This window comes from Collinsella aerofaciens (assembly GCF_039752955.1).
Taxonomy (GTDB): Bacteria; Actinomycetota; Coriobacteriia; order Coriobacteriales; family Coriobacteriaceae; genus Collinsella; species Collinsella aerofaciens_BI.
In genome coordinates, this window is the sequence record NZ_JBDMHB010000006.1 from 1 (window position 1) to 21,021 (window position 21,021).

Genomic DNA, 21,021 nt, shown 5'->3' on the forward strand with positions numbered 1-21,021 from the left:
CAACCGTATTCCAGATTCCAGGACGCCGGGCCGACTCACTTCGGATCGGGCGCTACACCAACTTTCTCGACATTACCGGTACGCACCGCTTCCGCCCGTCGCAGTCACATGGAACGTGGTCTCCTGGCCGAGCCTCGGGTCGTTCCATTGGACGGTGAGCGTGATGTCGCCGCTTTGCGCGGTGGTGCTGTGCTGGTAGTTCGCGGCCGCGTTCGCCGGTTTGATTTCAAATGGGATCGCGCAGGTGCCGCTGTAGTTCTGGTCGTCGGCGGTCACAACGGCGGTCGCCTGACCGATGGCTACGTTGTTCTCGTAGGCGACAGTGTACTGGTCGCTCGGCACGGTCGACGACGTGACGGTGGGCATCACGGGATTGCCCGTGTAGCGAATGTCGGTGTCCTCGATACTGAACATGCTGGCGTCGATCGGCTGCGTTGCGTTGGCCGTTACATTGGTGCCGGAGGCGGCGCTGATTTGATCGTTTGCCCGGGCTTGGCCCGACGTGGTTTCGGCTGGGCTCTCGTTAGGTTTGCCGGCGCTTTGCGCGGCGGGTTCTGGCGCACTGGCGATTTCGGCAAGCGCGGGTGACGGGATAAAACCAACCGTCATTACGAGCGAGAGCGCGATGGAAAGGACGCAGGAGGCAGGCTTACGCATGACGGCCCCTTTTCTGTAATCGGAACAGGTACGATTCTGCAAGCGTACCGGCATTTCAACGATTGCAGTATAAACGAAAAACCGCAGGTTGTAGACGAGTTTGGCGTGTTTCAAGGGCGCGGTAAGCATTTGCCGTTCCAAGCGATGTTGCGAACGCAGACTGGTGATTGCTTGCTGGCTTGTGGTGGTGTTTGGGTTGCTAAGCGAGGGCTGCTTGTTGAGTGGGTTGGTTTTATTGGTGTGGGTTTGGACACTGTATGGAGATGACGATGGCTGGAGCGGGGTAGGGAGTTGTGGTGCGGATTGGGGATGCTGGGTGGCTGGCCGATTGCGTGCAACGGCCTAACGCGTTGTTTGCGGTGCACGGCCAATAGATCTCTGTAGGGGGCCTACCCAACGTAAGGCGTCTGAAGGCATTTCCCTGGAAGCTCGGGCTTCCTGGATATCTTGGCGATTAAGATTCGCCCCATGCTCAGCCGGCATATAGAATGGACTGTGGACGTGACGATTGCCTGCTGCTGACATGTTGGTTAATCGACGATGATGGCAGCGACGGAGATTGATTGGGGCAGTCGGCATGTTCGCGAGCGAAAAGGCGGCCCTGCTCGGCGATGTGCCGACTTTTATTGTAGCGAAGGCGTTGGTGACGCCGAGAGGCGGCAAGGCCGACAAAACTATTGCGAAGGCAAGGGATCAACATGGCATTTGAAGCACGTCAGAGTACGGTTGGAAAGCTGCTTAATGACTCAATCTATAGAATCCCTCGCAATCAGCGCGCTTACGTGTGGGATGAGCATAACTGGAAAGATCTATTCGAAGACATCAAGCTTGTGACAGAGGAAGTTGCTACGTCGCATTTCATCGGTTCGATAGTGCTGATGGAGGAAGAAGAAGAAGACAGCCTCGGGGTTTTTACAATAATTGATGGTCAACAAAGAGTTATTACCCTAACGCTCTTGCTGTCTAGCCTCATGTTCGCTTTCAAGAAAAGGAATATGATTAACCACGCTAATGGCACAAAAAAATATCTAGTGGCGATAGATACTAAGGATGTTGAGCACGCGATCGTCGCTCCGGAGAATCACTTATCATTAACGAGGATCGTCGAAGGAGTAATTGCTATCTCTCCTGAAGATGCGGCTGCCATGTCTGCTGTGGCTTTCTCGAAGAGCAAACGCGCGTCCGGATCAAAAGACGAACTGATCGTTAAAGCCTTCCAATATTTCAGTGCAAGTTTCGCCAAGATGAAGGATGAGGAGTTGCTGGCCTTCAGGGATGCGGTCATTTCTGTCGCATATGTAAACATCAAATCATCGTCTGAGGAAGATTCGTACACAATATTCGAAATATTGAATGCGCGAGGTATCGAGCTTGAGGACCATGAGCTTCTGAAGAACTATATTATGCGCTATATCCATCCTATAGAAAAGCGCGATGATGCAAAACAGGTATGGTCGGAAATTGAAGCAACAGTCGGCTCGAACATGAAAGCTTTTTTGCGTCACTACGCAATTCAAAAATATCGCCTAGGTCAAGGCGACAAGGATGGAGCATATAAGAAAATAAGGGATTTTACGGATCCAAAGAAGGCTGCTGATCTTCTCTATGATTTAAGGCTAAAAGCCGGATATTATGCAGAGATTGTCGAGCCAACCAGCGATGACAGAAATGCGGAAATCTTGAGTTTCTTAAGAACACACAATGTCCGCGTCTTCAGGCCGCTTCTTATGAGTTTAATGCACGCTCGCGAAATAGAGCAGCTAACGAGCGAGCAGTATGATGATGCGATTGGATTTATTTACCGGTTCTATATTTGCTATAAGATAATCGGGGGAATGGAGTCGAACCACCTATCGGATTCGATCGTGAAACACTCATACGCAATCGAGTTGAACTGCACCCAGCAAGTGTTAGATGAGTGGAAAAATAGTTTTAACGAAAAACTGCCTTCAGAAGAAACATTTCGAATTAATCTCCTTTCGCTTGGATGGTCTCATTCGTGGCCGTTGTATAGCGAAACAAAGTTGAAGGATCGCTGCAAGTTGGTCCTTGCCTTGCTCGAGGAGCTTAAGTCTGGTGTTAGGGTTTCTGAGGCATTCACAATAGAGCACATTCTTCCGGATTCGCAGGCTCAGGAAAACTCGATTATTGGGAACTTGCTCATGCTAGAAGAGCGACTTAACGCGAAATGTAAAGACAAATCGCTTAAGGAAAAGCTGCCCATATACGCTGAATCGCGTTATGCCACTACAAGAGCTTTTGCTAAACGCTATGCGAATGGTTGTTTTGACGTTAAGAAGCGCGTTGATTTTATCGCGAAAGATTTGTTTGAAATGGTCATCCACTAGCTTGCACCGCGCGGCCGCGGCGCTTGAGCTCGTCAAGAAGTGCATCGACCCGGCGATAAGGCGGCAGGCCGAAGGGTTCGAATGGGATCCGAAAGCGCTGGAGTAGGCTCTCGCGTGGCCATAGGAAAGGTAAGGGTGGAAACCGATGGCGGACAAGGAGCGACCAAGGTGAACGAGGATGACATCATCGGCGTCGTGAGGGAGTACCTCGAGGACAAGGAGAACTCGTACGCCCTCATGCTTACCGGGGAATGGGGATGCGGGAAAACCTACTTTGTCGAGCACGCACTGACCGAGAAGCTGGAGGAGGATGAGAGCCGGCATCCCGTCGTGGTGGCGTCCGCCTACGGCGCCAAGGACTTAGCGGAGCTCTGCGGGGCGATTGAGTCTGGTTTCATCTCGAAATACGCCATAGGGTGCGCGGCCGGCGGGGAGAGGGGCAGGTGGGATTCACTCGTCGGGTTCGCCAAGGACACGGGAATATCGTTCCTCGGGAAAAAGATCAGGGAGCTGGAGAAGAAGGCGGGCGTCGATCTCAAGATGGCGCCGCTGAATGCCGTGAACCTCATCATCGGCCCCGAGACCCTCCTCGTCATAGACGACGTGGAGAGGTGCGACATGGGCATTCGCGAGCTGCTCGGGGCGGTCGACCACCTCGTCGTCGGCTGCAGGAAGAAGGTCCTCCTCGTCTGCAACGAGGATGAGTGGAGGAAAGGGCTAGGACCGAAGGGGGAGAAGGGGACGACCAGGGAGTACGAGAGCCTCATCGAGAAGACCGTCTGGCGGAAGTGCCGGTTCAGGCCCTCGGTCGGCTCGGTTGTGGAACGCGTTCTGGGAGGCGTGCTGGGCGGCATCTACCCAGGCGCGCTCGAGGACGCCGTTTCGGCGATTGAAGGAAGCGAATCGCCGAACTTGCGATCCCTCAGCAAGATGCGCCCCGTGCTGGTCGGGATGAAGGAATCCGGGTTCTTCGCTGAACCCACCGACCCGGAGTCTGCCAGGGCAGTTTTCAAAGAGGCTTTCGGCTTTGCAGCGGGGGCGGCGAAGGGGATGCGCATCGGGCCTCCGTCAAGCCGGGAGGATTCCATCCTTAGGGGTGGCATTTTCGAGTCGCGCCGGCTCAAATACGCCGCTCTGGACTTCATCCCCCGCTTTTTCGAGAGGTGTGAGGGGGTCGATTCCAAGCATGTTCGTTCCTGCCTGGAAGATTACCTTGCGACCTTTCATCCCGACGGGCCGGCCGCGCGGAAAGCTATTGAATGTATCGACGGCATCAGACACGCCACTTTCCGCGATGCCGATGTCCCTGGCATGGTGGAGACTATAGTCGCCGGGATTGTCCCCGGGGACGGGAGCCGCGGCTTGTCGTTCGACGTCTATCCCGACGTCCTGCGTGCCGTCAAAGGCATTGCGGGGGAATTTGCTGACGCCTTTCCCGAAGGGGTCGCGCCGCTCGTCAAGGCGATGGAATCCTCCATTGGACGGGATCCCGAGTCTGCAGTGAGGTCAATCGGAAAGAATCGAGTCGAATGGCAGGAGATCCCTTTCGACTCGAGCGAAGCGCATGAGATTCCGGCTTTGGAGGAGGTCGACAGGCTGAGGGAGCTCGCCTTGACGACGCTACGCGAACGGGAGTCGGAGTCTCTTGGCAACGTCCTGAAAAACGCCCCCGACCAATTCGCGACGAAGCTCTATCTGGCTTTCTCGAAATCAGATGACTGGTCGGAACCCATCCTGTCGCTCATTTCCCTCGACACTTCCCTCCTCGCGAGGGCGATGGAGAAGATGCCTCCCGAAGATATTCGGCTTGTGCACAGTGTCCTTTTTCCGGGCGACCACATGAGGTCGTGCACGGCCTCGCTCGAGGGCGAGGACAGGAAGGCCCTCGTAGCTTGGGCCAAGAGGCTCGGATCGGAGATCGGCAAGGTCGAGACCATGGAGTATTACCAAAGGATCTATTTCGACGCCATATCCAAGAGTCTCGAATGTCTTGCCGATATCTAGGATCCGCAGCTTTTGCCAAGTTGAAACGTGGCTTAGGATTTGCAGAAGATCTTCTAATGGCAGTCTTACGACAAGGACGAGGATGCCCTAATGCCTTGCCCAGGCTCCATCCAGCTCCGCCGCGCAGCTCTCGAACACGCACCTAACGGCGGCCATTTCCGACGGGGTCACGCGCCCTCCGCTCGCCTTATCCGAGGGCCTATGCGGCGGGGCTTGACTTCGAGGACGTCGTCGACTCGTCCCTCGAGCTTGTAAGGCTTGCTGAGGTAGGCGGACTAGAGTAAGAAAAGAGAAATCAAAAGGCGAATTTATCGCGAGGAGCAAAATGTCCCAAATAAATCAGATCCAAGAAGAGCTAAGGCAGATCGAAGGCGGGCGTTTTCAAACACTAGCAAATCAGTATCTATATAGGAGATATTCGCTTAACAACATCATTGAATTAGGATCCCAATGCGGCACGGATAAAACCACGACCGGAGTGCCAGACATGTACTCCGTAGGAGAGAATGGACACTACCTCTTCGCGGCATACACAACCTCTAATTCCGACATCCGCAATAAGCTGCTAAATGATGCTAAAGACTGCCTCGACAGGAGCAAAACCGGAATCAATCCGCAACTCATAGATCGAATCATCCTGTGCCACACATACTTTCGCCTTTCACCTCTGGTACTCGAGGAGGTCCGTGCCATCGATCCACGGATAGAAATAATCGGGCCAGAGACAATTGCGAGCGACCTTGATGGAAAATACCCTGCGCTAGCGCATACGGTATTGGGCGTTCCACTCGGAAAGGGATCATTCATCGCCCCAGACCGCTTCATCGAGCGAAGCCTGAACGACCGTTTCTCAACCGACCTGTCGAAGCTCCTCATGCACAGGGATTCCGAGTTTTCAGTCATCGTCGAATCGATAGAGCAAAACAAGGCAGTGGTGATTCAGGGGCAGTCTGGATCGGGGAAAACCAAGATCGCCCTCGACGCATGCCTCTCATTCAGCAAACGGCATCACTGGGATCTTCTTATCTTGGACTCTAGGTATTCATCGCATCTCGACGATGATATCGAGCTGATTTTGTCGGAGTCGGAAAACATTATCCTTCTAGTCGATGATGCAAACGGCAACCTGTCACTTGAGCACTTGCTGGGAATCTGTTTGGAAAACAAAAAGCTAAAGATTGTCCTCACCTGCAGGAAGATGCACCGAAGCGAGTTGACCGCAAAAATCGGCAGTTATCTAAATTTCAGAGAAATAGAGCTGGAGCCTCTAACCGCGGAAAATATAGAAGCGATACTCGAGACCGAATACAACATAAAAAACATAGCACTGAGGGAGAGAGTATCGGCAATCGCAAACGGAAACCTGCGCTTGGCTATCATGGCAGCAAGCCCCATAGCAGACGGCAATTTCGAAGCCATCCAAGAGCCATACGATCTTCTGAACATCTATATGAATTCCGCCTTAGCTGGGTACTCCAGCAGAGAGCAACGTCTCGCAGAGATCCTTGCAATCTACGACTGCTGCGATCTTATTGAAGGAGACCCTTGTTATGAGGATCTCTTGGGCTTGGGGTACGACGACGCCGAGATTCGGGATTTTGCATCCAGATTGAACGACCAGGAAATCGTTACGATCCTTACCTCAGCCGGTGGCGTGCTAGCCATAAGGATGGAAGAGCAGAATCTTCGCGACTTCTTGATATGCCGCCACTTCGCAAAAGAAGGGAACGGCAGTTTTGCAGATTTCATTCTGCATACCGCAGAAATGCCGAACGCGCCGTATCTCAAAGCCGCCAAGTCAATGGCTGAAGTATGCGGAAGTGCGAGCGTGTACGACTATCTTCGAAGGGAATGCGAGAAAGCTTGGGATGAAATAAAGAATCGGGATGAGCGAATTGCCGATCAGTTCATAATCACATTCAATCAACTCCTCCCCGTACAGGCGCTCGCCTTTGCCTCAAACCGCATCGAAAGTGCTGCTTGCGCTGACGTATCGGAAGAAATTCTCGGCATGAATTTGACATCGGACGGATCTATGCCCCTGCATATTTCCGTATCCCTGATGAACTCGAGCGAGTATTCGCAAACAGCCTCCGAGTTGTTCGTGAAGTGTGTAGAAAGAGGCACAGAGCGGGCGGCCGAGTACAACTGGGCATGCGGGCAAGACGGCGCTTTCGCTTACGATTTCGATCGTACGGGATTCGATTTGGAAAACAGCAAACTCGATGCCCTCGCTCAAAAATATCAACAATCGCATTCCCGCAATGTTGCAGCATGTCTGATCGTCTTGACGAGTTCATACCTCTCTTCAAGGGTCCAGCGCGTTCGGCAAAACGGCATAACGTACACATACAACACCCTGATCTTTAATTTCACATCAGAGCTGGCCGAGCTCCACGCCCATTGCTTCCGGGCGCTCTCCGTTCTAGTCGAAACCGAATTCAGCAGGCAAGTTAGATCCACCTTTCGGCAGCACTTCTCGTTCTATGGCAAAGAACCTGAAGCGGAGCATGCAGAAAACATGCATTCGGTGCTCTCGATGATCGAAGATCTATTCCCCAAATATATAAGCGAAGACTCGACAATCGATCTCTCATGCAGCTTAAGCATCAACCAGATTTACGAAACATGCGCGCAGAATCCCCCTCTGAGCCTCGATGGGTTCCGCCAGAGCACATTCGACGCACTTGGCCTGGAGAACTCCGAGTCTCTCGTAGAGAAAGAACCGAGGATATCCGCGGAAGAGTTACCGCTAGAACGACTGACCGAAGCCCTGGGAAAGCTAGCCGAAGATTATGAGATTTCCGATAAAGAGTGGGAGTCGGGCAGGGCTATCGGAAAAGTCCTTCTGGAAATCGCCAAAAGGACCCCAGATACTGCCTCAAGCATAATCGCACGCAATATCGCTTCGTCGCCCTCGACGATCCCCGTCCCGTACGAAGCACTTGACCATCTTGCTGAAACCATCGGCAGGAAGGTCCTTAGAAACGAGCTGGGCGCGGTGATCGACGTGAGTGACCATCCGGCCCTGTTTGACTATCTTGATTTGCTAGCAATAAAGAACGGGCCCGACAAGGAGGAGCTCGACGAGATCCTCGCAAGACTCGATGACGGCAGAACGCATCTCTGCTTGGAAGATTTGGAGATAGTCGAGCCAAAGCATCCTGGCTATATCCTCAAATATGCTTCTAGGTTTTCCGAACGCACTCACAATGATGGGGTTTGGCGGTTTTTCGGCAACTGCGGAGACGAAAAGCGCGTCTCCGCTCTAGATTCGTACTTCGGATCCAATCCCTTACCGGCTATCAACCTGTATTTTCTCGCACTTGAAGGACGCCCTTCTTTCGACTATAACCTCGCTTTCCTACGCTGCCTTTTACGCCTTGACAGTTCAATGATTGACCGTTTTTTGGAATACGCTGCCAGCCTCGACTACCGACAAAGGCACGATCTCCTGCGAAGAATCAGCTCGTTTTGGACCGTCCAGGACAATCGTGCTTGGAATCTGCTGAAAGCATTGATCGATGAAGTGCTGAGCGAACCACTCGGTAGGTTTGAAATAGCCGCTTTGTTTCCCGTTCGTGACGCAAATGCGCTCTCGAGCGATATTTTTTGGGAGCGCCTGGAATATATCATCCGCGAAAGGATCGCCGACGCAAATAGTCTCGATAGAATTAGCTGGGCCTTGTCCGATTGCAATGACGAGGCGAGGGTCAGGGCTATCACCCTCATTCTGTCGCTCGATAAAGACGGGATATCGATCAACGATTTGGATCTCCGTCGATCTTCAATGAGCGGGTCTCCAGAAAAAGGCTTTATTCCAGCAAAGCTCAAGGAGATTGAGGCGATTGAATCGATTGCTGCTCAGCTGCCCGCAGGTGTTGAATATTTAAAACACAGAGAATGGCTGTTAAAAGTGAGGTCTTCAATTGAAAGAGACATCGAAGACGAAAAGTGGAGGCTATTCCACGGCAGGCAGTAATCGACTTTAACACCTAGAATTAGGAAAAGCCTCGGGGGCTCCTGCCTAGCCCTTCGACCTGCACTGCGTGCAGAAGACAGTCGAGGACGAACCGTGGTGCAGCTCCATGAGCTCGAGCTGCATCGCCCTGATCAGGTCGTCGAGCTTGTTCAGCAGCCACTCGTCGATGTTTGTGTCAACGGCCAGCTGAATACTGTTCAGTTTTACGCTACCACTGACAGCGAGGCCGAAGTGGCTCGTTGCCATTTCGAAGCCGCGCGCGCGGCGCGGAAGGGCGGCGTGGACCCCGAGTCCACTGCCTGCAAGCTCGACAAGATGATTTGGTTGCTCTGCACAGGCGACTTCTACCGCGAAGGGGGTCTAAAGCTCTTTTCAACCAATGCACTTGTTGAATCGAACCTGAGCGCCTATTCGGGGGATGGCATTTAAATTGGAGCCACTTTCAGAAAAGCGGCGCTGCAAACGCATGCCAAAACTGGCAAATTATTATGAAAGGTAATCTTATGGTAAACGCAGAGGAATCAACTAAGGCCGGTCTATCGCGCTTGCAAGACGACGCAAGGCCGACTATTTGCAGCGACTCTCTCGAACTTATTTCGAATATCGCAGAGGTTGGCCTGGACGAAATTCTCCAAAACGAGTTCTTGAAGGACATCCCCGTCATCTCAAGCCTAGTGAGCATCTACAAAATCGGAAACAATATCCACAATGCGTATCTGCTGAAGAAGTATGCGTGTTTCCTCGATGAGTTCAACCGCGACTCTTTTGAAAATGGCTCATGGAACAAGTACAAGCAATACTTTGAAGAGTCAAATAGGAAGCGCGATATTGAGTACCTGCTTATCCTGCTCGAAAGATACATTGAGGAGGACAAAGCGCGACGACTAGCAAAGATTTATGAGGCCTACCTAGATAAAGAAATTAGCTGGGACGATCTTCGTTTGTTTGCAGAGACTTTGGACAGATTTCTACCTGGAGACTACGAAATGCTTCGAGAAAAGGAAACTTTTCAGACGCTCAGAGGCAGAGATGCAGAAGTTCTTCTTCGATTAACCGGGCTGGGATTGCTGATTGAGGATATCCATCGGCAGCAGTGGGACGTAGTAGATACGACGCTCATCTTCGACGATCCCGACGAAATTGAGAAAGAAGAAAGGGTTTATCGTAGGACCGAATTTGGAAACAGGATGGTATCTATACTTGGCTAGCTACTGCAGACAACAATCTGAGCGCGCTCTTGTCGTCTTGGTTAAACTGCTCGGATCTACCAGTGATTTTTACTGCATTAGGCATTCGGAAAGGGAATCGGTTCTTCACGATTCGCATCCTTTCTAGTGCTGCCTTTATTTAATGATCGAGATATGCTCGGCGACTGCGGTGTTCTGCCCCTTAGGTTACAGACGGTTGTTTCTATTGAGCTTCCAAAGGAAATACATGGGGTTCTCTTTTGCCTTGGCTTCTCGCAAGAAATCTGCGGATTGAGATGCAACGGCCCCTATGCCGGCAGCCCCGAGGAAGGCCATGGCATCAGAAGGTGATGCGATTCCGTATTGCCCCAATGTAAAGCTCGCAATTCCGATAGCGGCTTCAATGCCTGCGGAGGTGACTAATCGGGATCGCTCGTTTTTCATCACTAAAGATATCTTGTGAAGCTCGGGCTCTATTAGGTCGTTCTTCAGGTCAGCTAATGTCGAGGTGTCGATGGGCCTTTCGCTCAGGCCTTTGGACAAGGTATCCCTAAACACAAGAAACGACTCTTCGTTTCTAATGCGGCAATCAAGGATGCTACGCAACGTTGCATTTTCAGCAATGGGGAGGGGGCAAGATAACCGGCGAATGGGTATGGTCTGATCTTTTCGAGGATAAAGGGTGGAAGTTGCGGACTCGAGGAACTCAATCTGAGCTGGACGAGTGGTTAAATACGAGCTATTCGAAAAATAGGGATTGACGAGGGCTTGAAAGCAATCGTCCAACAAAGGCAGTAGGATAGTCGAGATGCCGCCTTTCTCCAGCATGTCTCTATCCAATCGCGTTTCGCCTTGGCTTGCATAGAGCGATTCGTATTCAGACGGGATTACCAGGAAATCGACATCCATCTCATCATGGGACCCATATGCATCCATTCCCTCAATCGCTACACACAGATTCCCATCTGGTGCTTGTTTTAAAGTGCACGAGGTAGAGGAACAGAATTGTCGTACGAGTTCATCCCAATAACTCGATATCAATCCTTTTGCTTTTGATTCTCTTTCGATTTGTCGCGCTAGGCAATCTTTGCAAAGAGGAATGTAATTGCTCGAAAATCCGAGTATTCCAGCTTTGACTATGTCTTCGACTCGCATGGTCAAATAGATCCCGAATGCAAGTTCATCGACTGAGGCATAATCATCGTGCCCCATTTCGAATGCCGATTCTATAGGGCAATGAATCAGTGTTTTATCTGCATACAATGCTGAGAACTTTGCCAAATGGTAAATGTTTTGCTCTCGACAGGCATAGTCAGTGCAGGGGAATTTGCCTCCTTCAAGGGTGGAGTCAACAGAAAAATTGAACAGGGATTGATTTTCGATTTTTTCGATTGGGATAAGGGGTGCAAGGCCCCTAATAAAGGCGTCGAACCTCCTTTGCCCCAGTTCTTCTAGGTACGCAATTATTTCGGCAAGAGAGCTGTTCTTGAATGCGGCTAGATAAGAATAAAGGTCATCGTATGCATGAGTCGCCATTTCGCTCACCTACACTTTCGGAAAGAGTTTTGCGTCGTTATTTCCGAGGCGTCGTTGGGCTCGCAATCGACTCTAGTGTGCAGCTGCTTCTCGACGTACTCCCTCATGTTCTGCCTCCACATGTAACTAATTGATTTGCTATGTGCCATTATGAATGGTATATAGCAAATCAATTAGTTACATTTAATGGAGCATTGCGAGCGTGGCGCGCGCAAAGAAGAGTCGTTGTATGGAGGCTTCCGGCAACGGCCTTTTGTACGTCCGTGACTGTTGGGTGCTATCGCGGATGACGTCATTGTTGCCTGTACTCTCGATCCAAGGATGTAATTACGGAAGTGCGGGGAAAATCGAGAACCTTCGAGCACAACGCGATTTTTAGCACCAAAACCGCAGTTCGCGGAAGCGAAAACTGGGGCCTGGTTAGCATTTCTTCGATTTTCCCCGCACCTCCGAATTTGACCCCTTGCCGCACCTTGATCACGTCTTCAAGTGGCTGGTTCATCGCTAATGGAGTTTTCTGCGGTGCTTGAATTGCGGTGTTGTGATTAGGGCAAAAGGCTCTTGGCTCCGGGGAGGCTCATCGCACGAAAATTCAAGTTGCTGCTGAAGTAGGGCTTGCTTCGGCAGCGCTAACAATAAGGGCGGCTCTGCTAGTCTCGGGAGACCGCGGCATTCGGCGGGCCTGCCGAATGCCGCGGTCAGTAGCGGTCAGTAGCGGTCAGTAGCGGTCAGTAGCGGTCAGTAGCGGTCAGTAGCGGTCAGTAGCGGTCAGTATATTCTTCGGAGCCGTTTCTCTGGGCTTCGGCGGACTTGCCAACTCGCGCTTGGGCACTACTCAGTAGATTACTCAGCAGTGCCCAGTAGATTACTCAGTAGTGCCCAGCAGGGGGAGGGCAGCAAACGCAATGGGCCTGTTTCCCGGCTAGGACCTGCAGCCTCAAACTTCGCTTGGCATCCTGTAGAACTGGTGCGGGTCTTTCGGGCTTTTCCCTACCCATTCCAACAGGCCTCGACCGGCAAGGTCTTTCAGAGTCTTCGAGGCCGTTTTCCTACCGACATTGGACTCCCGCGCGAGGTCGGAGGTCGTGATTTTCCCCTGAGCGGCGGCAATTGCCATCGCTGCTCGTTCGCGCTCGCTGAGGAGCGGTCGGTTGTCGGCCGCGGTTCTCCTGAAGGCCGCTTTCTGCAACCCAGGACGCTCGAAGACGACGACGGTGCTGTTGACGGTCTGCTCGAAGCGGAACCTCACGCCGGCTGCCTCGCAGGCCTCCTTGATGCGCGGTATGCCCGTGCCGTACTGCTCGATGACGCCGGCGCGGAACAGGGTGCGCGCGATCGCGGGGTTTCGGAGGCCGAACTCGCTCGCGGTACCGTCTAGGTGCTCTTGCGGCGAGTCGCCCTCGGGGAACAGGCCCGGGCTCACGATCTGGACGGTGTCCATGAACACGTTGACCTCGACGGCGGTGCCGGTGGTGTAGTCGCGGTGGCACAGCGCGTTGGCAACCGCCTCGCGGATGGCCTCGGCCGGGATCTCGGGGATCTCCTTGCGGTACATGCCCGTCTCGCCGATGACGAACTCGCGCCTGATGTTCGACGTCACGAAGTACTCGGCGAAGTCGAGCAGCTTGAGCATGGTGCCGCTCTCGCGGCGCAGGTCGAGGATCTTGGCCTTGGTGTTGCCGCCCAGAAGCCCCAGCTTCATCCTGGGGTAGGTGTCGGATCCCTCGCAGAACAGCTCCACCGCGGCGTTTCTTAGGCTGCCGTCGGGCGCGACGAGGTCGAGCCTTGCCAAGGTGTCCTCCACGCCGGCGAACCCGCCGCCCACGCGTCCGGCCCTGCCGCCGCGCGCGACGAAGTCACGCACCGCCTGCTCGTCGGCGTCGGAGACGGGCCTGCCGGACGGCAGCGAGTCCCACGGGCTACGGGCGCGCTCACGCTTGACGACCATGGCGCTCAGCTCCGAGGCCGACAGCGCTTTGTTCGAAGTCCCCACGCGGGTGAAGTAGCGTCCGTCGGCGGAGTAGGGGGCGTCGGCACCTGAGAAGGCAATTTTGATGTATCGCAGCCCATCATCGGCGTCGAGGCACTCGACCGTCGGGAACACCGCGGGCTCGATCTTGTCGGACACCCACGACGTCACCTGGCGCAGCGTTGCGTCGCTGACATCCTGGCCGATGACATCGCCGTTGTCCTTCACGCCGAAGTAGAGCTCGCCGCGGCCGTGCTTGTTCAGCATGGCGCTGATGGCTTGCAGTGCTTCTTTATGCTCGCCAGTGGACTTCTTGAACTCGACGGTCTCGCTCTCGCTGCCCAGGTTCATCCGCGCTGCCTTTCCCGTTCGTTGCTTGTCTCGTTGGATTATACCGTGGTCACCATGGGCGAAAACGTGGAAGCGCGCTTGCTTGCCTCTACCATGTTCTCATGCGCCTTAATGCCCTTTGTGAAGAATCATCCCATTGGGAAACGGGTCCCTATGGAACGATTTTGGTATCAGGCATAGGGGGGCGCTATCGTGGATGTCGTCACCATTGCCTGCGCCCTCGATCCAGAGATGTAATTACAGAAGTGCGGGGAAAAATCGAAAACCTTCGAGCACAACGCGGTTTTTTTGTATCAAAACCGCAGGTCGCGGAAGCCTAAAACGGGGGTCTGGTCAGCATTCCTTTGGTTTTCCCCGCACTTCCGAATTTGGCCTCTCGCCACATCCCGATTACGTCTTAAAGTGGCGCAAAAAGCCGTGTGCTCTGCTTGATTTTGCTCAGGAATTATGCCTGAGGGGTAGTGGATTCGCCTTTCTCCGCCGTGCAGCGGCACGTGTAGGGCTCTCTGGCTCAGGCGCGAGTCGCTTCCCGTCTGAAAAAGTTCTTAAAACAGCTTTAAAGTTGCCTTTGGCCTACATTGACAGCGTACAATATGCATGTTTACCATGGCAAAAGCTAAATTTGGGGAGGGGGAGCGCACGGTGGAAGTGCTGGTTGTTGGCAATACCGTGTATGTCGATGACGACTTTTGTGCCAAGGCGTTTCCCGGTGACCATGTTCAGGTCGTGGCGGCCAACGAGGCGCGCCGCGACGGGTCGTCGCTCCATGCGTCTTGGAAAGAGCTGCTGCAGCACCTGGACCAGGCTTACGAATTCGACCGTGTGGTCTACCTCTCTACCTATCTCACGCCGCATACCGAGGCCGTTGGCGACATCGAGCTGCTGCGCTCCGTCTTTCGAGCTTGCATGGGTCGCCAGATTCAGCTGCTGTTTGTGACTGGTCCCATGGGAGCGGACGGTGCGGTGGACGCTGCGGGGCAAAACGGCAAGGGCATCATTGCCCGTGCGGCCAACGACCTGTGCCGCTACTATGCGGTCCGCGACGGCATTCAGGCCAAGATCTTGCGCGTGCCGTATCTGTACACCGCCTCGCCCACGCTGGAAGACCCGATTTTGACCCCGCTGTTCGAGGCGTGCTCGCAAGGCTCTGCTGTCATGAGGGCTGGGGCGGACTCACCGCTCGGTGCCCTCTGCGCCGAGGAGCTGGCCGTTCTGGTGCGTCGCATCTTCGACAGCTGGGATGCCACATTCGAGGAACTCGAGGTTCCGGATAGCTTTGCCCACACCGTGGGAGACCTGGGCGAGGCGCTCAAGGGCTTGTTCCCGGGGCTCGACATTACCTACGACGGGGACGCCGTCGTCTCCATTGCTCCGAGCGATACCGTCCGCACGCGCTACGGGTGGTTCCAGCGCTATGACGTGCTGCGCGATCTTTCGACCATACACGCCCGCTGGGAGCAGACCCTCGCGGGCAAGCGCCATCCGCTGCGTGCCGCCATCGACCGCATGCGCGGGCGGACACTGCCCATCAAATGCCTGGAGACCGCGCTGGCCTGGGTGCTCTTTGAGGGCCTGGAGCTGGTGTTTTCGCAGTCTGCTCAGCTTAACGTGCTCGACTACCGCCTGCTGTACGTGGTACTGATCGGCACGCTGTATGGCCTGGACTTTGGCTTGGTCGCGGCGCTGCTGGCATCGGTGGGCTTGGCCGCGAGCTACTTTACCCAGTACGGCTATACCTTCCAGGGCCTGTTCTACGAGCCGTCCAACTGGCTGCCGTTTATTGCGTACTTTGTGGTGGGTGCCGTTTGCGGCTATGTGCAGCTGCGCAACAGCGAAGCCATTAGGGCGAAGCGCGATCAAAACGAGCTCGTGCGCAACCGCAATACGTTCCTTACGCAGCTCTACCACGACGCGATCGAGGACAAGCGCGCGTACAGGCGCCAGATCGTGGGTCGCCACGACAGCTTTGGCAAGATCTTTGCCGTGACGCAGGAGCTCGACGTGCTCAACCCACGCGACATCTATCGCAAGTGCTGTGAGCTTCTGGGCGAGATCCTCGAGAACGATTCGGTGGCGATCTATCATGTTTCGGGCGGGGCATTTGCACGCCTGGTGGCAGCAAGTCCCGCGATTGCCGAAGATGCCGCACGCTCGCTCACGCTTGAGCAGCTTGCACCTCTTTTGGGCGACGGGGGTCGTTCGAACCTGTGGGTGAACCGCGAGCTGACGCCGGGGCTTCCCATGTTTGGATACACGATCGAGCGCGACGGGGCACCCGCCGTGTTGATCTTTGTGCGTAGTGCGGCCGAAAACCAAATGACCCTCTATTATCAAAACCTGTTCCGCATCTTGTGCGGGCTGGTCGAAAGCGCGCTGAGCCGTGCCTTTGACTATGAGGCGGTGGCGCAGGATAAACGCTGCGTTGACGGAACTTGCGTGCTCAAGCAGGCTGCCTTTGGCCAAGAGCTCGCGGCGGAGCAGGCTCTGGCAGATAGCAAGATGGGGAGTTTTTTGCTCCTTCGCGTGGTACCGGGCATGGAGCCTGTCGACGAGCTGGTGGGCTCAATTGGGTCAGCAATCCGCGAGAGCGACGCGGCGGGCTTGGTCGACGGCAACGTGCTCTACCTGCTTATGCGCCAGGCAAAGGCGTGCGATCTTCCCATTATCCGCGAGCGCCTGAGCGTAAAGCAGATTACGGTGGAGCCCGTCGATGGCGAGGACATCGTGGCGTTGCTGCAGCACATCTCTTACACCGTTGACGGTGAGGGGGGTGCCGCTTGATCTCGCTTGTCGCTGCTGCCGTCTTGCTGCTGATTCATGCGCTGGTTTGCCTGATGCTGTGGACGCTCATGAAGTTGGGCCTGCTGCCGGTGCGCGGGCACATGCTGGCTGTGATAGTGCTGGTGCCGCTGTGGGGCCCGTTGCTGGTGGTTCTGCTGTCGGTCCGCAGCGCGGTGTTTGGCGAGGGGCTGAAAGAGTCTGCGCTGGAGTTGCTACGCTTCAACGACGACCTGCATCGTAGTATGTCGGTACCGAGTGGTGAGGACGATGCAGGCGTAGTGCCGCTCGAGGAGGCGCTCATCGTCAACGACCCGGCATACCGGCGCCGCCTAATGCTATCCATGCTCACCGAGGAGCCCGACGCGTACCTGGCGCAGCTGCAGGCGGCTAAGCTTAACGACGACGTTGAGGTGGCGCACTATGCCGCGACGGCGGTGGCGCAGATTTCCAAGGAGTCTGACCTTAAACTGCAGCAGCTGGAGCGTGCCTTCAAGACGGACCCGAGCGCGCAAAACCTCAACGAATACTGTGATTTTCTTGGTGAATACTTGGGCTCGGGCTTGGCTGAGGGGCGCGTTGCACAGATTCAGCGCCAACAGTACGCGCTCCTGCTTGCGCGTCGCTGCGAGCGCGAGGATACCCTTGAGCTGCGCATTCGATACGCGACGGCGCTGGCCGATGTCGGACAGATCGACGAGGCGCAGGCCGTGACTGACCAGCTGGTGCTCGACGTGCCCGAGGAGCAGGAGGTTTGGATGCTTTGCCTGCGCCTGGCCGTGATGCGCCGCGACGGTGACGAGGTCCACCGTGTAATCGATGCGATCGACAATCAGCATGTGTATTTGAGTGCCGCCAACCGCGAGCAGCTGGCGTTTTGGCGCGACGGGGAGGAGGCCCGATGAACGTGGCGCAACATATCCGCGACCGTGCAGGCCGCTTTCGTTGGATGGGGCTCCTCGTGGTGTGGGCGGTCTTTATTGCCATGGCCGCCGTGCTGCTGGTGGAGCGTGCCGGCGTGCAGTACAGCGCTGGACAGCACAAGCTGGGCATGCTCGCCGCCAACGACGCTACGCCTGCAAGCTCGGCAATCTTTGGCCAAAAGCCCACGTGCCTGGTCATTACCGACTCGGACCAAGATGGCGTCGACGACGTTAAAGACCAGTTCGACCAGATTTTGCTGGACATGAAGATCGCGCACCGCGACGTTGACCTTGCCCTGGATGGCGCGGATGCCATTCCCTCGCTGACCTCCTTCGATCGCGTGATTTTGCTCATGCCGTCGCTCGATGGGCTCAGTACGCATCTGACCGACATTATGAGTTGGGTGAGTGCCGGCGGTTCGCTTATGCTCGCCATGCCGCCGGATAACTCGAGCTATCTGCAAGTGATTGCCTCCAAGCTTGGCATTGAATCGGCCGGATATGACTATGTAAAAGCCGAAAGCATTGTGCCGAGCGAGGACTTTATGCTGGGCGGGGGAGAGCGCTACGAGCTCTCGGACCCCTTTGATTCGTCGCTTTCGGTATCGCTGCGCGAGACGGCTCGTGTGTGGGCTATGACCGGCGATGCGGGCGCCCCGCTCATTTGGTCCAATGACTGCGGTAGCGGGCGCACCGTGGTGTGCAATATCGGTATCTATGACAAGGTCATGCGCGGTTTTTACGCCGCGGCGATCAGCCTGCTGGGTGATGCCACGGCCTATCCGGTCATCAACAGCGCCGTGTTCTATTTGGACGACTTTCCTAGCCCCGTGCCCTCGGGCGATGGTACTTATATCAAGCGTGACTACGGCCTTTCCATTGCGGATTTTTACACTAAGGTCTGGTGGCCCGATCTGCAAAAGCTCGCGCAAAAATACGGCATTCGCTATACCGGCGTGATGATCGAAAACTACGAGGACGCGGTCAACCAGACCGAGCCCGCGCGCCAACCCGATACCACGCAGTTCCGCTATTTTGGCGGCATGCTGCTGCAGATGGGCGGAGAGCTGGGCTTTCACGGCTACAACCATCAGCCTCTGGCACTCTGGGACACCGACTACGGCACGCTGTACGTCTACAAGACCTGGAAGAACAAAGAGACGCTCGTCGCTTCGCTCAACGAACTTATCGCGTTTCAGGACGAGGTCCTGCCCAACGCTCATGGCTCGGTTTACGTGCCGCCGTCGAATATCCTTTCGGCCCGAGCGCGCAAGCTCATCGGCACCGACGTTCCGCGCATTAAGACCATCGCCAGCACGTATTTTGAGGACGGCACCGACCTGCCGTACGTACAGGAGTTTGGCGTGGCGAGCGATGGCATTGTGGAGCAGCCACGTATTGTCTCGGGCGGCATGGTCGACGATTCCTATATGCGCCTGGCAGCCGTGTCCGAGCTCAACATGCACTACGTGAGCACGCACTTTATGCACCCAGACGACCTTTTGGACCCCGATCGCGGAGCCAAGGAGGGCTGGGAGGTCTACAAGGGCGGCCTGGTCGACTACCTGGAGTGGCTTACCAAATCCGCGCTCGACCTGCGGCACCAGACGGCGTCGGAGTGCTCCAGTGCCATCCAGCGCTTTTCGTCCGTGACGGTGAGCGTGGATACCAGCGCGGATGCCTGGACGCTCAGCCTGGGCAATTTCCACGACGAGGCGTGGCTCATGTTCCGCGCCAATAATGGCGAGCCGGGTGCGGTGACGGGTGGCGAACTGACGCACCTTACGGGCAATCTGTATCTGCTCAAGGCAAATGATAAGACCGTGACGATCGAGCGCAAGGAGGGCGGCGATAAATGAGAATCTGCTTGGTACTCGAGGGTTGCTACCCCTATGTGCACGGCGGCGTATCTACCTGGATGCATGGGTATATCCAGGCCATGCCCGAGCACGAGTTTGTGCTGTGGGTGATCGGCGCGCATGCTGCCGACCGTGGCAAGTTTGTCTACGAGCTGCCCGGCAACGTGGTCGAGGTGCACGAGGTGTTCCTGGACGATGCCCTGCGGCTTTCGGGCGAGCAACATGAAGCCAGTTTTAACGACCGTGAGCGCGAGGCGCTACGCCGTCTGGTGGCGCTCTCCAATCCGGACTGGGACGTGTTATTCGATATCTTCCACCGCCGTCGCGTGCATCCGCTCTCGTTTTTGCAGAGCCGCACGTTTATGGATATCTTTCGCGACGTGTGCCTGGCCGAGTATCCCTACACGCCCTTTGCCGATGCATTCCACACCATGCGCTCCATGCTGCTGCCCGTGCTCTACCTGTTGGGCAGCGAGGTGCCGGTGGCCGATGTGTACCATGCCATCTCGACCGGCTACGGTGGCCTGCTCGCCTGCCTGGGCTCAAGCGTTCACCATGCGCCGGTGCTGCTGACCGAGCATGGCATCTATACCCGCGAGCGCGAGGAAGAGATCATTCGCGCCGACTGGGTGGTGCCGTCGTTTAAGGACCGCTGGATTCGCTTTTTCTACCTGCTTTCGGAGGAGATCTACCGCCGTGCCTTCCGCGTGACCAGTTTGTTCCATAACGCCCGCAAGACGCAGGTCGATATGGGCTGCGATGCGGACAAATGCCTGGTCATCCCCAACGGCATCCAGTTCGACCGCTTTAAGGATATTCCCTTAAAGACCGAGGACGGCTGGGTGGACATTGGCGCGGTGGTGCGCCTGGCGCCCATCAAGGATGTCAAGACCATGATTTATGCCTTCTTTGAGCTGCACGAGCGCCTGCCCAAGGTGCGCCTGCACATCATGGGCGGCGTGGACGACGAGGAGTACGGCGCCGAGTGCCACGCGCTGGTCGAAACCCTGGGCGTGCGCGACCTGATCTTTACCGGCCGCGTCAACGTGGTCGAGTACATGGAAAAGCTCGACTTTACCATTTTGACGAGCATCTCCGAGGGCCAGCCGCTCAGCGTGCTGGAGTCGCTTGCAGCGCGCCGTCCCTGCGTGACGACTGAGGTGGGCTGCTGTCGCGAGCTTCTCGAAGGCGCCCCGGGCGACGACTTTGGCGTGGCGGGTTTTGTGACGCCGCCTATGTATCGCAAGGGCTTGGCCGATGCCATGGAACGCATGTGCACAAGCCGCGCTCGTCGCATTGAGATGGGGGAGCGCGGCCAGCGTCGCGTTGCCACGTACTTCTTGCACGAGCAGATGCTCGCCAACTATCGCGCGCTGTACGACGAGACGGCGTGTGCGTTTAACCTGCCCAGAGAGGGGGAGTAGCCG

13 protein-coding genes are annotated in these 21,021 nt (G+C 55.5%); 10 read left to right on the plus strand and 3 right to left on the minus strand.

Going from position 1 to position 21,021, the window contains the following annotated elements; genetic code table 11:
- Positions 1-72 precede the first annotated feature (72 nt).
- Positions 73-786, minus strand: a complete 714-nt coding sequence (locus ABHR75_RS02655) for a hypothetical protein (RefSeq protein WP_346963543.1) — start codon at positions 784-786, stop codon at positions 73-75.
- 448 nt (positions 787-1,234) lie between these two features.
- On the opposite strand from ABHR75_RS02655, the gene ABHR75_RS02660 reads away from it, so the two are divergent.
- The 6 genes from ABHR75_RS02660 to ABHR75_RS02685 all read left to right on the plus strand — a co-directional run bounded on the left by ABHR75_RS02660 (position 1,235) and on the right by ABHR75_RS02685 (position 10,199).
- A complete protein-coding gene (locus ABHR75_RS02660) occupies positions 1,235-1,366 on the plus strand; it encodes a hypothetical protein (RefSeq protein ID WP_255413097.1) in 132 nt (43 codons plus the stop codon).
- On the plus strand, positions 1,356-3,005 hold the full coding sequence (locus ABHR75_RS02665) for a DUF262 domain-containing protein (protein WP_117820302.1): 1,650 nt from the start codon (positions 1,356-1,358) through the stop codon (positions 3,003-3,005). Before ABHR75_RS02660 ends, ABHR75_RS02665 begins: the two co-directional genes overlap by 11 nt.
- A 168-nt stretch (positions 3,006-3,173) precedes the next feature.
- On the plus strand, positions 3,174-5,009 hold the full coding sequence (locus ABHR75_RS02670; RefSeq protein ID WP_158558625.1) for a P-loop NTPase fold protein: 1,836 nt from the start codon (positions 3,174-3,176) through the stop codon (positions 5,007-5,009).
- 325 nt (positions 5,010-5,334) lie between these two features.
- Positions 5,335-8,991 (plus strand): P-loop NTPase, encoded by a 3,657-nt coding sequence (locus ABHR75_RS02675; protein WP_346963544.1) that lies wholly within the window; start codon positions 5,335-5,337, stop codon positions 8,989-8,991.
- Positions 8,992-9,084: 93 nt separating this feature from the next.
- Positions 9,085-9,420, plus strand: coding sequence for a hypothetical protein (locus ABHR75_RS02680; RefSeq protein WP_117840060.1), 336 nt, complete (start codon positions 9,085-9,087; stop codon positions 9,418-9,420).
- A gap of 74 nt (positions 9,421-9,494) precedes the next feature.
- Positions 9,495-10,199, plus strand: coding sequence for a hypothetical protein (locus tag ABHR75_RS02685; protein ID WP_346963545.1), 705 nt, complete (start codon positions 9,495-9,497; stop codon positions 10,197-10,199).
- 186 nt (positions 10,200-10,385) lie between these two features.
- Here the strand turns inward: ABHR75_RS02685 and ABHR75_RS02690 are convergent, their stop codons facing one another.
- Both ABHR75_RS02690 and ABHR75_RS02695 read right to left on the minus strand, forming a co-directional pair.
- On the minus strand, positions 10,386-11,714 hold the full coding sequence (locus ABHR75_RS02690; RefSeq protein WP_117840059.1) for a hypothetical protein: 1,329 nt from the start codon (positions 11,712-11,714) through the stop codon (positions 10,386-10,388).
- A gap of 937 nt (positions 11,715-12,651) precedes the next feature.
- Complete coding sequence (locus tag ABHR75_RS02695; RefSeq protein ID WP_117840058.1) at positions 12,652-14,034, minus strand: RNA/DNA-binding domain-containing protein; 1,383 nt, start codon at positions 14,032-14,034, stop codon at positions 12,652-12,654.
- Between the two features lie 606 nt (positions 14,035-14,640).
- Between ABHR75_RS02695 and ABHR75_RS02700 the strand changes: the two genes are divergently transcribed.
- The 4 genes from ABHR75_RS02700 to pelF are packed head-to-tail and all read left to right on the plus strand — an operon-like array spanning position 14,641 to position 21,018.
- Positions 14,641-16,815, plus strand: coding sequence for a DUF4118 domain-containing protein (locus tag ABHR75_RS02700; protein ID WP_346963546.1), 2,175 nt, complete (start codon positions 14,641-14,643; stop codon positions 16,813-16,815).
- The gene (locus tag ABHR75_RS02705) at positions 16,812-17,717 is read left to right on the plus strand and encodes a hypothetical protein (RefSeq protein ID WP_346963547.1); all 906 of its coding nucleotides are present in this window, start codon (positions 16,812-16,814) and stop codon (positions 17,715-17,717) included. Before ABHR75_RS02700 ends, ABHR75_RS02705 begins: the two co-directional genes overlap by 4 nt.
- Complete coding sequence (locus ABHR75_RS02710; RefSeq protein ID WP_346963548.1) at positions 17,714-19,594, plus strand: DUF2194 domain-containing protein; 1,881 nt, start codon at positions 17,714-17,716, stop codon at positions 19,592-19,594. The genes ABHR75_RS02705 and ABHR75_RS02710 overlap by 4 nt, the downstream gene beginning before the upstream one ends.
- The gene (gene pelF / locus ABHR75_RS02715) at positions 19,591-21,018 is read left to right on the plus strand and encodes a GT4 family glycosyltransferase PelF (protein ID WP_346963549.1); all 1,428 of its coding nucleotides are present in this window, start codon (positions 19,591-19,593) and stop codon (positions 21,016-21,018) included. Before ABHR75_RS02710 ends, pelF begins: the two co-directional genes overlap by 4 nt.
- The last annotated feature ends 3 nt before the right edge of the window (positions 21,019-21,021 follow it).